Annotated in this window: 14 protein-coding genes; 4 read left to right on the top strand and 10 right to left on the bottom strand. The window is 59.8% G+C overall.

Annotation, left to right across the window (positions count from 1 at the left end; genetic code table 11):
• Positions 1-37: 37 nt before the first annotated feature.
• Together D3M70_RS07860 and D3M70_RS07855 are read right to left on the bottom strand one after the other, a co-directional pair.
• Complete coding sequence (locus D3M70_RS07860; RefSeq protein ID WP_081566497.1) at positions 38-235, bottom strand: YbdD/YjiX family protein; 198 nt, start codon at positions 233-235, stop codon at positions 38-40.
• Between the two features lie 26 nt (positions 236-261).
• Entirely contained in the window at positions 262-2,331 is a 2,070-nt protein-coding gene (locus D3M70_RS07855; RefSeq protein ID WP_120125236.1) for a carbon starvation CstA family protein, read from the bottom strand.
• 137 nt (positions 2,332-2,468) lie between these two features.
• On the opposite strand from D3M70_RS07855, the gene D3M70_RS07850 reads away from it, so the two are divergent.
• A complete protein-coding gene (locus D3M70_RS07850) occupies positions 2,469-2,837 on the top strand; it encodes a PilZ domain-containing protein (RefSeq protein ID WP_120125235.1) in 369 nt (122 codons plus the stop codon).
• Positions 2,838-2,959: 122 nt separating this feature from the next.
• On the opposite strand, the gene radA is transcribed toward D3M70_RS07850, so the two are convergent.
• Positions 2,960-4,330, bottom strand: coding sequence for a DNA repair protein RadA (gene radA, locus D3M70_RS07845; protein ID WP_062390018.1), 1,371 nt, complete (start codon positions 4,328-4,330; stop codon positions 2,960-2,962).
• Between the two features lie 197 nt (positions 4,331-4,527).
• Here radA and mscL point away from each other — a divergent pair, with 197 nt between their 5' ends.
• Positions 4,528-4,977, top strand: a complete 450-nt coding sequence (gene mscL / locus D3M70_RS07840; protein ID WP_120125234.1) for a large-conductance mechanosensitive channel protein MscL — start codon at positions 4,528-4,530, stop codon at positions 4,975-4,977.
• A 191-nt stretch (positions 4,978-5,168) separates the two neighbouring features.
• On the opposite strand, the gene D3M70_RS07835 is transcribed toward mscL, so the two are convergent.
• Positions 5,169-5,945, bottom strand: a complete 777-nt coding sequence (locus tag D3M70_RS07835) for a ferredoxin--NADP reductase (RefSeq protein ID WP_120125233.1) — start codon at positions 5,943-5,945, stop codon at positions 5,169-5,171.
• Positions 5,946-6,283: 338 nt separating this feature from the next.
• Here D3M70_RS07835 and D3M70_RS07830 point away from each other — a divergent pair, with 338 nt between their 5' ends.
• Both D3M70_RS07830 and D3M70_RS07825 read left to right on the top strand, forming a co-directional pair.
• Complete coding sequence (locus D3M70_RS07830) at positions 6,284-6,532, top strand: helix-turn-helix transcriptional regulator (RefSeq protein WP_256659749.1); 249 nt, start codon at positions 6,284-6,286, stop codon at positions 6,530-6,532.
• 163 nt (positions 6,533-6,695) lie between these two features.
• Positions 6,696-7,820, top strand: coding sequence for a methyltransferase (locus tag D3M70_RS07825; RefSeq protein ID WP_120125232.1), 1,125 nt, complete (start codon positions 6,696-6,698; stop codon positions 7,818-7,820).
• 152 nt (positions 7,821-7,972) lie between these two features.
• On the opposite strand, the gene D3M70_RS07820 is transcribed toward D3M70_RS07825, so the two are convergent.
• From D3M70_RS07820 to D3M70_RS07795, 6 genes are all read right to left on the bottom strand, one after another.
• Positions 7,973-8,140, bottom strand: a complete 168-nt coding sequence (locus D3M70_RS07820) for a DUF2474 domain-containing protein (protein ID WP_120125231.1) — start codon at positions 8,138-8,140, stop codon at positions 7,973-7,975.
• A 57-nt stretch (positions 8,141-8,197) separates the two neighbouring features.
• Positions 8,198-9,205 (bottom strand): cytochrome d ubiquinol oxidase subunit II, encoded by a 1,008-nt coding sequence (gene cydB, locus D3M70_RS07815; RefSeq protein ID WP_120125230.1) that lies wholly within the window; start codon positions 9,203-9,205, stop codon positions 8,198-8,200.
• Positions 9,206-9,208: 3 nt separating this feature from the next.
• The gene (locus tag D3M70_RS07810) at positions 9,209-10,648 is read right to left on the bottom strand and encodes a cytochrome ubiquinol oxidase subunit I (protein WP_120125229.1); all 1,440 of its coding nucleotides are present in this window, start codon (positions 10,646-10,648) and stop codon (positions 9,209-9,211) included.
• A gap of 334 nt (positions 10,649-10,982) precedes the next feature.
• Positions 10,983-11,912, bottom strand: coding sequence for an alpha/beta hydrolase (locus D3M70_RS07805; protein ID WP_120125228.1), 930 nt, complete (start codon positions 11,910-11,912; stop codon positions 10,983-10,985).
• A 141-nt stretch (positions 11,913-12,053) separates the two neighbouring features.
• Positions 12,054-12,995, bottom strand: coding sequence for a choline ABC transporter substrate-binding protein (gene choX / locus D3M70_RS07800; RefSeq protein WP_120125227.1), 942 nt, complete (start codon positions 12,993-12,995; stop codon positions 12,054-12,056).
• Between the two features lie 336 nt (positions 12,996-13,331).
• Positions 13,332-15,539: a xanthine dehydrogenase family protein molybdopterin-binding subunit gene (locus D3M70_RS07795; protein WP_120125290.1), complete on the bottom strand. Its 2,208-nt coding sequence runs from the start codon at positions 15,537-15,539 to the stop codon at positions 13,332-13,334.
• Between the last annotated feature and the right edge of the window lie 11 nt (positions 15,540-15,550).

Here is a 15,550-nt window from a genome sequence, read left to right as displayed (position 1 = left end):
GCGCGTTGTTCAACCAAGTGTAAACGGACTCAAGCCATCAACAGCACTTGGGCCCACCCTTGCCACCGTAACGCGCGTCCTGGCGCTCGCGAAAGAACGCCTCGTACGACATCACCGGCTTGTCCGGGTGTTTGTTCTGCATATGTTCGACGTAGTTATCGTAGTCCGGCATGCCCACCATCAGGCGCGCAGCCTGGCCCAGATACTTCCCCAAACGACTCAGGTCATTGAACATATGCAGCTCCTCGCCTCACAGCGCACTCAGTTGGTTTTCGGGAAGGCCTGGAATGGCGATTCCTTGTCGGTACGCTCTTTCTTGGTCCAGGCAGCTCGTCCTACCTTGATTGCGTAGAACAAGATGCTCAACACCACAAACAGGAACAGCGTGGTCAAAGCGGCGTTGGTGTAAGCGTTGAAAATCACGTGCTGCATCTGATCCATCGATTTGGCCGGAGCCAACACCTGACCGGCGTCAGCGGCCGCGCTGTACTTCTTCGCCAGCGCCAGGAAACCGACCGCAGGGCTCGGGTCGAACAGCTTGATGAAGCCCGCCGTCACGGTACAGATCAACAGCCAGGACGCCGGGAGAATGGTGACCCACACGTACTGCTGACGCTTCATCTTGATCAGCACGACAGTCGCCAGCATCAGCGCGATCCCCGCCAGCATCTGGTTGGAGATACCGAACAGAGGCCACAAGGTGTTGATGCCACCCAGCGGATCGATCACGCCCTGATACAGCAGATACCCCCACAGCGCCACGCAACCACCGGTACCAATGGCGTTGGCGGTCCAGGATTCGGTGCGTTTCAGGGCGGGCACGAAGCTGCCCAGCAGGTCTTGCAGCATGAAGCGTCCGGCACGGGTACCGGCGTCGACAGCGGTCAGGATGAACAGCGCCTCAAACAGAATCGCGAAGTGGTACCAGAACGCCATGGTGTTCTGACCGGGGAACGCCTGGTGCAGGATCTGCGCGATGCCCACAGCCAGCGTCGGCGCACCACCGGCACGCGCCAGTACGGTGTTCTCGCCAATGTCCTTGGCCGTTGCGATCAATTGGTCCGGGGTAATCACGAAGCCCCAACTGCTGACCATTTGCGCGACAGCATTGACGTCGGTCCCGACAATCGCCGCCGGGCTGTTCATGGCGAAGTAAACGCCAGGTTCGATGACTGAAGCCGCGACCATCGCCATGATCGCCACGAACGATTCCATCAGCATGCCGCCGTAACCGATGTAGCGCGCGTTGACCTCGTTATCCAGCAATTTGGGCGTAGTACCCGAGGAAATCAGCGCATGGAAGCCGGACACGGCTCCGCAGGCGATGGTGATGAACAGGAACGGGAACAGGGTGCCCTTCCAGACCGGGCCGGTGCCGTCGGTGAACTGGGTCAGGGCCGGCATTTTCAGCTCAGGCGCCAGAATCAGGATGCCGATCGCCAAGGCGACGATGGTGCCGATTTTCAGGAAGGTCGACAGGTAGTCACGTGGCGCCAGCACCAGCCACACCGGCAGCATCGCGGCCACGAACCCGTAACCGACCAGCATCCAGGTGATCTGCACGCCGGTGAAGGTGAACAGCGGCGCCCACTCGGGGCTCGCTGCGACCTGGCCGCCGATCCAGATCGACAGCAGCAATAGCACGACGCCCACCACCGAAATCTCGCCAATACGGCCCGGACGGATGAAGCGCATGTAGATGCCCATGAACATCGCGATCGGAATGGTCGCCATGACGGTGAACATGCCCCACGGACTTTCGGCCAGGGCCTTGACCACGATCAGCGCCAGCACCGCGAGGATGATGATCATGATCAGAAAGCAGCCGAACAAAGCGATGGTGCCAGGGATGCGGCCCATTTCTTCGCGGACCATGTCCCCCAGCGAGCGGCCGTTACGGCGCGTGGACAGGAACAGGATCATGAAGTCCTGCACTGCACCAGCCAGAACCACACCGGCGATCAGCCAGAGCGTGCCGGGCAGATAACCCATTTGCGCGGCGAGCACCGGGCCGACAAGCGGTCCTGCGCCGGCGATGGCGGCAAAGTGGTGACCGAAGAGGATGTGCTTGTTGGTCGGAACGTAGTCCAGACCATCGTTGTTGAGCACCGCAGGCGTGGCTCGATTCGGGTCCAGTTGCATGACGCGCGAAGCGATGAACAGGCTGTAGTAACGATACGCAACCAGATAAATGGCGACCGCAGCGACGACGATCCAGAGTGCGTTGATTGCCTCTCCCCGACGCAATGCAACCACCCCCAGAGCCCAGGCCCCGAGAATCGCAACCATCAGCCAGGGCACGTGGCGCAGCAGACTATTATTGTTTTTCATTTTTTTTTATTTCCAGCTGAGTGGACTTGTGTGAGCAGCCACCAGAGTTTAGCGCTGCTGGAGCGAAAGGCCACCCCCCACAATGGTCTGGCTCGGGATTTGACCTATAGTCAACGAAGCCAAGGAGAAGTCGACTCATGACAGATTCCCACGAAGACCGCAGACGCTTTAAACGCATTTCGTTCGACGCCAAGACCGAGTTGACTCAGGGTGACAAGAGTTGGGCGGTGCACCTGATTGACCTGTCGCTAAAAGGTCTGCTGATCGAGCGCCCATCGTCATGGCTCGGCAATCCCGCCGAGCCTTTCATCGTCGACATTCATTTGAACGTTGATATCGATGTGCAGATGGAAGTACGCCTGACCCACGACGACCACAACCATCTGGGGTTCGTCTGTGAACACATAGGGCTGGACTCAGTGACCCACTTGCGGCGATTGATCGAACTCAATCTGGCGGATCACGACGAGCTGGAACGGGAGTTGGCGGCGTTGATTGAGGTCTGAAAGCATGCATTTAACAGATACACCCCTGTAGCAGTCCGGCTTGCCGGCGGTAGCGGTTTCGAGGACGCCACCGCCGGCAAGCCGGACTGCTACAGGTGAAAAGTACAGCGCCAGCTCGCTGGTTACTCCTCAAACAACGCATCCAGCGCCTGATCGAGCCGGGTCACGGCAATCACGGTCAGCCCCGGCGGAGACTCCTTCGGTGCGTTGCCCTTGGGCACGATGGCGCGCTTGAAGCCGTGCTTGGCCGCTTCTTTCAAGCGTTCCTGACCGCTGGGCACCGGACGCACTTCGCCAGACAACCCCACTTCACCGAACACCAACAGATCACCCGGCAACGCACGGTTGCGCAGGCTGGACATCACGGCGGCCATCAGCGCCAGGTCTGACGCGGTTTCCAGCACTTTCACCCCGCCGACGACGTTGAGGAACACGTCCTGATCGTGGGTTGGAATGCCGCCATGCCGATGCAGAACGGCCAGCAGCATCGCCAGACGGTTCTGATCCAGGCCCAGCGTCACGCGACGTGGATTGGACAGATGGCTGTCATCCACCAGCGCCTGAACTTCGACCAGCATCGGCCGGGTGCCTTCCCACGTCGCCATGACCACACTGCCCGCAACCGCTTCCTGCGCTCGCGTCAGAAAGATCGCAGAGGGGTTGGAGACTTCTTTCAGGCCCTTGTCGGTCATGCCGAACACGCCAAGCTCGTTGACTGCGCCAAAACGGTTCTTCACCGCGCGCAGCAGGCGCAGACGACCGTCCGATTCGCCCTCGAAATACAACACGGTGTCGACCATGTGTTCGAGCACGCGCGGGCCTGCCAACGCACCCTCCTTGGTTACGTGACCGACGAGAAAGATGGCCGTACCGCTCTGTTTGGCGTAGCGAACCAGCAATGCTGCGCTCTCGCGAACCTGGGATACACCGCCCGGCGCCGATTGCAGTTGTTCGGTGAAAATCGTCTGGATGGAGTCGATCACCATGACTTTCGGCTGCTCGACCCGCGCCGTGGCGATGATGCTTTCGATACAGGTTTCGGTCATCACCCGCAGTTTGTCCTGCGGCAGGCCCAGACGCCGGGCACGCATGGCGACCTGCTGTTGGGATTCCTCACCCGTGACGTACAGAGCAGGCATGCGCTCAGCGATGGCACAGAGGGTCTGCAAAAGAATGGTCGATTTGCCGATACCAGGGTCACCGCCGATCAGCACCACCGAACCATCGACCAGGCCGCCACCCAGCACACGGTCCAGTTCGGCGGAGTTGGTGGAGAAGCGCGGGATCTCTTCGACGCTGACTTCGGCCAGGGTCTTGATCTGCGCCTGCTGGCCGGTCCAGCCTGCACGGCCACTGGGAGCCGCCGCGCCACCGCTTTCAATGACCGTTTCGACCAAGGTGTTCCACGCGCCGCATTCGCCGCATTGCCCGGCCCATTTGGGAAAGGTCGCCCCGCACTCGGTGCAGCCATACATGCGTTTGGCCTTGGCCATGAAACCCCCGCTGTAAAAAAGAAAGAATGATACCCCATGGCTCGAACACCTGCGTGTGAAGGGGTCGCTACCCACCTTTTCGGGTGATTCGATAAAACTTACCCAACAGGAGCCGGTCGATTGCATGGATTACGCGGGATTCGTGTAGCTGACATACACTGCATCCACCACCCTCATCTGTAACAAAGGAATACACCATGAGCGTACTAAGCGAGTTCAAAGCCTTTGCCGTCAAAGGGAACGTGGTCGACATGGCCGTCGGTATCATCATTGGCGCGGCATTCGGCAAGATCGTTTCGTCGTTCGTCGGCGATGTAATCATGCCGCCTCTGGGGCTGCTGATTGGCGGCGTGGACTTCAGTGATCTGGCAATCACCTTGAGAGGCGCAGAAGGAACGGCACCCGCCGTCGTGCTGGCTTACGGCAAGTTCATCCAGACCGTGATCGACTTCATCATCGTGGCCTTTGCGATCTTCATGGGCGTCAAGGCGATTAACCGCCTAAAACGCGAAGAAGCCAAGGCCCCAAGCGCTCCACCGGTTCCAACCCCTCAGGAAACCCTGCTGACCGAGATCCGTGATCTGCTCAAAGAGCAGAACAGCAAGCCGGCAGCGCCGCTGCCTGTAAATCCGGATCGACTCGTTTGAGTCGCATCCTTTGCTCTGGGCAAAGATGCTGTCGAGGTTAAACAACACCACCCTGTAGCAGGCCGGTTTGCTGGCGGATGCGGTCCTGAAATCGCCACCGCCGGCAAGCCGTGCTGCTACAGCGTGACAGTAGCGATCTCAATGACGCCACCGCCGGCGACCCGTGCTGCTACAGTGATCAGGAGCGACAACTACCAATAATTCTCCACTGCCACCTGCCCCGGTTTGCGGGTCAGGGCCAGGCGCATGTCGCGGGCCTTGAGAAGGGCTCGGGTGTCGTCGATCATCTGCGGATTGCCGCAGATCATGACCCGCGAGTGCTCCGGCGTCAGTGCCACCCCAGCCGCCCTTTCCAGCTCGCCGTTCTCGATCAGCGTGGTGATACGCCCATGCATTGCACCGGGATGCTCTTCGCGGGTGACCGTGGCGATGAACTGGAACTTGTGAGCGTATTCGGCCAAGTACTCACGCTGGGTCAGTTCGGCGATCAGGTCCTGGTAGGCCAGCTCCTGCGCCTCCCGAACGCTGTACACCAGAATGATGCGTTCGAATTTCTCCCACACTTCGAAGTCCTGCAGGATCGACAGAAACGGCGCCACGCCCGTGCCTGTGGATAACATCCAAAGGTCTCGACCGTCGGTGAAGCGGTCCAGCGTGAGATAACCCACCGCCTGTTTTTCCACCATCAACGTGTCGCCTTTGCGCAGGCGGCTGAGCTCACTGGTGAACTCCCCTCCCGGAACCACAATAGAGAAGAATTCCAGAAATTCGTCAAAGGGCGACGACACCACCGAGTATGCCCGCCAGACCGTGCTGCCATCGGCTTTGGTCACACCCAGCCGGGCAAACTGCCCGGCCGTGAAACGAAACCCCGGGTCGCGGGTGGTGCGCAGGGTGAACAGGCTGGGGGTCAGCGGGGTCACGTTCAGCAGCGTTTGCCGGGTGAATTTTTCTGCACTGGCAGTCATGGGCGCTCCTGGCTCCTGTCACTCATTGAAGTGCGGCCAGTTTCCCGCAAACCGGTCCCGATAAACACCGCGGGTTTGTAGTGGTATCTCGTGCACCACGCTGCAAGAGACATCCACTTTCTTAGACTATTTCGCGATTGGGTCTATCGCGTTCGGCGACAAGGATTCAATTGCGCGGACATAACCCCCTGAGTTTTCAGACATTTAAATCATCACCGACTTTTTTTCAGGCTCATCCAGCCATGAGTCGCGCGACCTCCGCGCAAATTCGCAATCGGTTTTTTTCCTAGACTCCAATTGAAACCCGATGGAGTACAAATCGAGCATGGAGGCTTGAGATGAAGCAGCAAACGCTGGATCTGGGGCAGATGACGGAGGTGTCCATTCCCCCAGCCAAAGACCTGACCATTCGTGAAGTGGAAGTCCTCAAGTGGAGCGCTGAAGGTAATACGGCGTCAGAAGTGGGGGACATTCTGAGCCTTAGATCGAGGACGGTGAACTTCCACATCAGAAATGCGATTCGCAAAATGGGCGTCAAAAACAAGATGTCAGCCGTGGTGAAGGCAGTGCGCAACGGCGTTTTCTAGCATTCGAGGCCTGGATGCCCATTGCAGACGGCGAGAAAACCACAGGTGCGCCAGACGCAAAAACACGTAAAATCGCGGCCTACATCAGCTCGATAACATTGCAACTGACGCGACCTCCGCCGACCGCAATTACGTGTCGTCACCGAACGGAATAACCCTGCGCATGCCCCTGCTCACCACACCTTTCGCCCAGCTCGACCTGATCCGCCAACCCGAGCAGTCGGATGAACCCTTGCAGGCATTCGATGCTGCGGACGAATACCTGCTCAATCATGTCGCCGAGCAGGGGCTGACGCTGCAGACCCGCGTGCTGATTCTCAATGACAGCTTCGGCGCCCTGGCAGCCAGTCTCGCGCCTCACGCCGCCGTGTTCAGCAGCACCGATTCGTTTCTGGCGGCGCAGGGGCTGGAGAAGAATCTGGTGCGCAACGGCCAGGCCTACGACGCCGTGCCTGTGATTCCCGCCAGCGAGGCACTGAGCGGCCCCTTCGACTGGGTGCTGATCCGTGTGCCGAAAACCCTCGCGCTTCTGGAAGAACAGCTGATTCGGTTGCAAGGCCAACTGGCGCCAGATGCCAAAGTCGTCGCGGCGGGAATGATCAAACACCTTCCACGCTCGGCCGGCGAGTTGATGGAGGAATACATCGGCCCGGTGCAGGCGTCTCTGGCGGTCAAAAAGGCGCGCCTGCTGATCTGCAGCCCTGAGATAAAACCGGTCCAGCCGTCACCGTTTCCGACCCGCTATACGCTCGACGAGCCGAAGATCGAGCTGATCAACCACGCCAACGTGTTCTGCCGAGACGGACTGGACATCGGTACGCGGGCGTTTCTGCCCCATCTGCCGAAAAACCTGGGCTCGGCGCGGGTGGCGGATCTGGGTTGCGGCAATGGCGTGTTGGCGATTGCCAGCGCACGGGCCAACCCCGATGCGCAGTACACGCTGGTGGATGAGTCATTCATGGCTGTGCAATCGGCGCAGGAAAACTGGAAGCTGGCCTTCGGCGATCGCGAGTCGGTGATCCGCGCCGGTGATGGTCTGGCGGGTCAGGAGCCTGATTCACTGGATGTGGTGCTGTGTAATCCGCCGTTCCATCAACAACAAGTGGTGGGGGATTTTCTGGCGTGGCGCATGTTCCAGCAGGCGCGTTCGGCGCTGGTCACTGGCGGTGCGTTGTACATTGTCGGCAACCGGCACCTGGGGTATCACAGCAAACTGGCGCGGTTGTTCCGAGGGGTGGAACAAGTGGCGGCAACGCCGAAGTTCGTGATCCTCAAAGCCCGCAAATAAGCGACATCCCTAAAGCAGCCCTCCTTGCTGGCGGTGGCATCCTCATGATCGCTACCGCCGGCAAGCCGGACTGCTACAGGGATCTGTGCTGAAATCAGTATGTCGTACACGCGAAAACCCGCCGAAGCGGGTTTTTGTTGGTCAAAAAACGCTCAATGCGTCTTCATCCCCGCCGCAGTCATGAACATGCGCAACAGGCTGGCGACGATGAACAGGGCGAACACACTGCCCGCCCAGATGATGACCAACCAGCCAATGCGCTGCCAGAGTGGTTTCTTCTGCGCAGGATCGTCGTCGTGAAAAGATTCTTTGCCGGACATCGCTAAACCCTCTTCTCTCGAATACCGGCCCCGAGGTTGATTCGGGACCGGCTCCCATCAGTGGTAACCGTCTTCGTGGGTGACCTTGCCGCGGAACACGTAGTAGCTCCAGAAGGTGTAACCCAAGATAAACGGGATGATGAACAGCGTGCCCACCAGGATGAAGCCCTGGCTCTGTGGCGGCGACGCAGCGTCCCAGATCGAGATCGACGGCGGGATGATGTTCGGCCACAGGCTGATGCCCAGACCGCTGTAGCCCAGGAAGATTAGCACCAGCGTCAGCAGGAACGGCGTGTAGTGCGCGTTGCGCTCCACAGCCTTGAACAACCCGTACATGGTCACGAGCACCAGTGCCGGCACCGGCATGAACCAGAACAGATTCGGGATGCTGAACCAGCGATCGGCGATGTCCTGATGCGCCAGCGGTGTCCACAGGCTGACGATGGCCATCACCACCAGCGTGGTAATCGCCAGTGGCCGCGCCAGATCGTGCATGGCTTTCTGCAGGCCACCTTCGGTCTTCATGATCAGCCAGGTGCAGCCGAGCAGTGCATACGCGACGATCAGCGCCAGACCGCAGAACAGCGAGAACGGCGTCAGCCAGTCCAGCCCGCCACCCGCATACGCGCGGTTGACCACCGGAATGCCATCGATGAATGCGCCCAGCGCCACGCCCTGGAAGAACGTCGCTACCAGCGAGCCGCCGATGAACGCCTTGTCCCAGAGATGACGTTTGGCTTCAGTCGCCTTGAAGCGGAACTCGAACGCCACGCCGCGGAAAATCAGCCCGATCAGCATGAAGATCAACGGCAGATAAAGCGCTTCGAGCACCACCGAGTACGCCAGCGGAAACGCGCCGAACAAACCGGCACCGCCGAGCACCAGCCAGGTTTCGTTGCCGTCCCAGACTGGCGCTACGGTGTTCATCATCACGTCGCGGTCAGTCTTGCCCTTGATGAACGGGAAAAGAATGCCGATCCCGAGGTCGAAGCCGTCCATGATGACGTACATCATGATGCCGAAGATGATGATCACGGCCCAGATCAGTGGAAGATCAATACCCATGGCTCAGTTCCCCTCACTCAGGCGGTCTTTACGATCATCGGTGCTGCTCTCATCGGCAGCGGAGAGAGGACGTGCTGGCGTGCGTTTCTGGCCAGGACCACCGTGTGGCGTGTCATCGCCTTCGTGGGTTTTGGGCCCTTTGCGTACCAGACGCATCATGTAACCGAAGCCTGCGCCGAACAGCATGAAATAGACCACGACGAACAGTACAAGCGTCAGGCTCATTTGTTCGACGCTGTGGTTGGAGGATGCATTGGCTGTGCGCATCAGCCCGTAAACCACCCAGGGCTGACGACCTATTTCAGTGGTAAACCATCCTGCCAGCAACGCGATCAGCCCCGAGGGTCCCATGCACATGACAAGGGTGAGAAACAGCCGGTTGCTGTAAAGTTTCCCGCGCCAACGTAGCCAGGCACTCCACAGACCGGTCGCGATCATCAGCAAGCCGAGCGCAACCATTATCCGAAACGACCAGAAGATGATGGTCGAGTTGGGGCGGTCTTCTGGGGGGAAGGATTTCAAGGCCGGGATCTGCTTGTCCAGGCTGTGCGTCAATATCAAGCTTCCCAGATACGGAATTTCTACTGCGTATTTTGTCCTCTCCTCTTTCATGTCTGGCCAACCAAACAGGATCAGCGGAGTGGGTTCGTCCCCTACGTTTTCCCAGTGACCTTCGATTGCGGCGATTTTCGCAGGCTGATGCTCCAGAGTATTCAGACCATGGGCATCGCCTACCATGGCCTGGATCGGCGCGACGATCAGCGCCATCCACATCGCCATCGACAACATCCGCCGAATCGCAGGATTGTCGCGACCGCGCAGCAGATGCCAGGCCGCCGATGCACCGACAAAAAACGCGGTGGCGACGAACGCGGCAATTGCCATGTGAGTAAGACGGTAGGGGAACGAAGGGTTGAAGATCACGGCAAACCAGTCGACAGGAATAACGCGGCCGTCGACGATTTCGTAACCCTGCGGCGTATGCATCCAACTGTTCGAAGCCAGAATCCAGAAGGTCGAGATCAGCGTGCCCACTGCCACCATAACGGTCGAAAAGAAGTGCAAACCCCGACCCACACGGTTCCAGCCGAACAGCATGACGCCCAGGAAACCTGCTTCTAGGAAAAATGCGGTCAGCACTTCGTAAGTCAGCAGCGGACCGGTCACGGCACCGGCGAAGTCGGAGAATCGACTCCAGTTGGTCCCGAACTCGTAGGCCATGACCAGACCGGAGACCACACCCATGCCGAAGTTCACGGCAAATATCTTCGACCAGAAGTGGTAAAGATCGCGGTAGGTGTTGTCATGAGTCTTGAGCCACAGGCCTTCGAGCACCGCGAGGAAACTCGCCAGGCCGATGGTGATGGCAGGGAACAGGATGTGAAATGAAACAGTGAACGCAAACTGAATTCGGGCGAGATCGAGTGCCTCTAAACCGAACATAGGTCTTCCTCTATCAGGTGGTACTGGCTGCAGACCCGGGGCCTTCAGCGACTGCCCCCACGGTGTATTGAGTACGACGGTGTGTGTTGGTTCTTGTAAGTTCGCGCTCAAATTGCTGACGCGGGGGTTGTGTCAAGCCGACAGATCAATCGAAACCAACCGCAGAATTGATGCAGATCAACCAACGTTGAAAGAGTAGTCCCATTTCGGCACATGATCCGCGTGGTCTTTTGTCGCGTGACGAGTTGCCTCACCCCCTGATGCAGAGCAGTCGCAGGCAGACCGGATCAGGGCGATGGGATTCGAGCGAGGAGACTGCGTCTGGCACAGAGGCCTATAAAGGGCTGCGGATAAAGCCCAGCAGTGCGCAGACCAGTCGCCGATAGAGATCGTCCACTTCCGGCACCAGGCCTTTGGCTCTCAGACTGCCGTGCACAAGCCCCGGCCCGGGATCGAAGTCGGTCGCCACACCCGCTTCGCGCAACGCCCGCTCGTAGCAGATGCCGTCATCGCGCAACGGGTCGAACTGCGCGACGGCGATGAACGCAGGCGCCAGCCGTCGAAAATCCGTCGTATTGAGCGGCATGGCGTAAGGTGAACGCTCGTCCTCGTCCATATAGAGCCGCCAACAGAACGCCAGCTCTTCAGTGCTGAGCAACGGCGCATCGAAACATTCGCTGCGGGACGGCAAGTCGTCGGCACCACCCAGAACTGGGTAAATCAGCGCCTGCCCTACCGGTTGTCGCTCTCCCGCCTCGCGTAATGCCAGACACAAGGCCGCCGCCAGATTGCCGCCAGCGCTGTCCCCGGCAATCGCTATCCGGCGAGGGTCGATGTCCAACCGTGGCGCCTGAACCTGCAAGGCATGCCAGACCTCCAGACAGTCATCGAAACCCTCTGGAAACGGATGCTCGGGCGCCAGCCGGTAATCCACGGCGATGACCACCGCATTGAGATCGCTGGCCAGGGCAGCGGTGAGAAAGTCGTGAGAATCCAGATCGCCCACCACCCAGCCGCCTCCATGCAGGTAAACCACACAGGGGGCGGGGTGTTCGAGGGACAGACGATGGGGGCGATAACTGCGCACCGCGACCCCGGCCAGGGTGAAATCCTTGACCTCGAGACCGGCCGGTCGGGTGGGGGTGAAGGCTTCGCACATACGAGAATAGGAACGTCGCTGACCGGCGATTTCCAGCGAATCGACACTGAAACTGAGGGTTTTGGCAATGAAAGCAGCCATTTCTGGCGAAAGGGGGTAACGCATTCCTGTACTCCCATCATCCCGTCTCGCGTCGCTGATATGGCCAACGACGATCACCTGTAGCCATCCGGCTTGCCGGTGGCGGCGATGTTCATAACGCCGCCGCCGGCAAACCGGACTGCTGCCGGTTCCGTGTACGAACGGTTATTTGTTGACAGCCACCTGCACGGCCGCCGCTGCGTCCTTGCCATCGAAGGTGGTCACGCCCTCCAGCCAGCGCCTGGTGTCTTCAGGATGGTCCTTGAGCCACTGTCTGGCGACGTCGTTCGGCGCCTTGCGGTCCATGATCGGCACCATCATCTGGCTTTCCTGCGCCGCGGTGAACTTCAGGTTGCTCATCAGCTTGTTCACATTCGGGCAACGGGTCGCGTAGTCCGGTGCAGTGACCACGGACACAGTCGCGGCGCCCTCGCCGGGACCGAACACATCTTCGCTGCCGGTCAGGTAGGCGATCTTCATGTTGATGTTCATCGGGTGCGGGGTCCAGCCTACGAAGACGACCCACTCATTGCGCTTGGTCGCGCGCTGCACGGCGGCGAGCATGCCCGCCTCGCCCGATTCGACCAACTGGAAGCCGCCGAGACCGAACTGGTTCTTCTCGATCATGCCCTTGATGTTGGCATTGGCGCCGGTGCCCGGCTCGATCCCGTAGATCTTGCCACCCAGCTTGTCCTTGAATTTAGCGATGTCGGCAAAGGTTTTCAGACCGCCGTCTGCCACATACTGCGGCACAGCGAGGGTCGCCTGGGCGTCGCTCATGCTCGGCGCGTCGAAGACCTTGACCTGATTGGCGGCCACGAAGGGGGCGATGTTCTTGTCCATCGCCGGTTTCCAGTACCCCAGAAACACGTCGAGACGGTCATCGCGCAGTCCACCGAAAACGATTTGCTGAGCAGCGCTGGTCTGTTTGACGTCGTAACCCATGTTCTGCAGCAGCACTTCGGCGATGGCGCTGGTGGCAATCACATCCGTCCAGTTGACCACACCCATCCGCACGCTCTGACACTTGGCGGGTTCCGCCGCCATCAGGGCGGTACTGCTCAGCATCAACACACCGCAACTGATCTGACGAATAAATCTCTTCATGCGTGCTCCTCGGGTCGGCTCGTTATTTTATTCAGCTCTTTTCGGCAGTTTTAAGGCTTCAAGACCCACGGCAATACGAATGCTGCCGCGTTGACGCAAATTACGCAGCAGCACCCTGCACGAAGCGCACCAGCGCGACCTGTGGTTGCACTGGGGCGACATTGAATGTTGAAGAGAGGTGCGACGCATAGACGGGTAGGAGTCCGGCTTGCTGGCGGTGGCCATTTTAAGGGCGCAACCGCCGGCAAGCCGTGCTGCTACACAAGAACGCTCAACACCACCGTCGGCAATCCGTGTTGTTATAGCCAACGTTGGCAAGCCTTTCTGCTGATAGCGTCAGAGCACCTTGTCCAGCGTGATCGGCAACTCCCGCACGCGCTTGCCGGTCGCGTGATAGATGGCATTGGCTATGGCCGAGGCCACGCCGACAATACCGATCTCGCCAACGCCCTTGGAACCCAGTTCGTTGACGATGTCGTCGTTTTCCTCGACGAACACCACATCGATGTCGCCGATGTCCGCGTTTACCGGAATGTGGTACTCGGCCAGGCTGTGATTCATGAAGCGGCCCAGATTGTGGTCGGTCAGGGTTTCTTCCTGTAACGCCTGGCTGATACCCCACACCACACCGCCGAGAATCTGGCTGCGGGCCGTCTTGGGGTTGACCACCCTCCCCGCCGCTACGGCACTGACCACCCGATTGACGCGAATCGTCCCCAGATCTTCATCGACCAGCACCTCAACGAATACCGCCGAATGCGTTGCGGTGGCGAAGCCTTCGCGTTTCTCGTCAGGCTCGGCGTCGATGCGTACCTCCAGAACCTCATGGGACGACTGGCGAACGATGTCGGCATACGCAAACCGCTGCCCGCGAATCTGCAGACAGCCATCGCCGATCTCGACCTCTTCCATGTCCACCACCGCGAACTCCGGATGGGCCATGCGCACCGCGTCCAGCAATTTGGTGCGCAACCCTCTACAGGCCTGCTGCACCGCGGTGCCCACCGAAGACACGGTGAACGAGCCGCCCTGCAACGGCGCGGTAGGAAGCGAACTGTCGCCCAGTACGAAATTGACGTCTTGGGTCTTCACCCCCAACGCTTCGGCAGCGATCTGGGTCATGACCGTGTACGTACCGGTGCCAATGTCAGTGGTGGCGCTGCTGACGGTGATCTTGCCGTCGCTGTCGATACTGGCCTTGGCGCTGGCCTTCATCTGCATCGCCTCCCAGACGCCACCCGCCATGCCCCAGCCGACCAGTCGCTGGCCCTGGCGCATGCTGCGTGGTTCGGCGTTGCGCTTGCTCCAGCCGAAGCGCTCGGCGCCTTGTTCGTAACAGGCAAGCAGTTCCTTGCTGGAGTACGGCTTGTCTTCGTTACCGTTTCGCTCGGCAAAGTTGACTCTGCGCAACTGCACCGGATCGACGCCCGCCGCACACGCCAGTTCGTCCAGTGCGCATTCCAGGCCGACCATGCCCGAAGTCGCTCCCGGCGCGCGCATGTCCAGCGGCGTGTACACGTCCAGCGGCGCCAATTTGTAGGTGAGCTGCACGTTGTCGCATTGATAGAGCATGCCGCTCCATTCCACGACATGCTCGGTGAAATCCTCGAATCGCGACGTCTGACCGATTACATCGTGTCCCACCGCCACCAGCCTGCCCTCCGCTGTCGCACCCAGCTTCAGGTGCTGCAACGTATTGGGGCGATAGCCGAAGGTGAACATCTGTTGACGCGTCAACGTCACGCGGACCGAGCGCTTGAGATGCAATGCCGCCATGACCGCCAACGGCAACTGATACTGCGGGCGCAGTCCCGATCCGAACGCGCCGCCGACGAATGCGGCCAGGATACGAATCTTCTCCTTCTCCAGCCCGAACACCTTGTGCAGGTAGTCCTGACAGTTCTGGGTGCCTTGGGTCTTGTCGTGAATTTCGAGGCTGCCGTCATCCTGGTACACCACCGTAGAGGCGTGTGGCTCCATCGGATTGTGATGTTCGTTCGGCGTACTGTACTGCGCGTCAACCGTGACCGCCGCTTGCGTCCAGGCACTTTGGAAATCTCCGCGAGGCTTGGGCGTTTCTGCGGGCGCAGTGTGGGCGTCGCCTTGCGCTTGAGTCAGGTCGGTCTGGTGAGCGTGAACGTCGTACTCGATGCGCACCAGCGAACCCGCGAAACGCGCTATTTCCAGCGTCTCGGCGACCCCCAGAGCCAAGGGCTGGCCGCTGTACAGGACGTTATCGTTGTATAGCGGCCGAAAAGGTGAGCCCTCGGCCGCGTCAGCGTCCGCATAGTTCTTATCGTAACTGGCGACCGGTGGCCGGTTGGTGTGGTCAAGCACCGCGACCACGCCCTTGACCTGCATGGCCTCGGAGGCGTCGATCTTCAGCACCCGGCCGCACGCGATGCTGCTGGACACGACGCTGCCATGCAGCAGCCCCGCTTGCGGGTACTCTGCGGCGTACCGAGCCTGACCTGTGACTTTCAGATGACCATCGACCCGGTCAAGTGGCTGCCCCACGGGAGACACTTTACCGTTGGGAGACATTTTCGCGTTCA

It is taken from the genome of Pseudomonas sp. LS-2 (assembly GCF_003605735.1).
Taxonomy (GTDB): Bacteria; Pseudomonadota; Gammaproteobacteria; order Pseudomonadales; family Pseudomonadaceae; genus Aquipseudomonas.
This window is presented reverse-complemented; position numbering and strand designations above follow the sequence as displayed.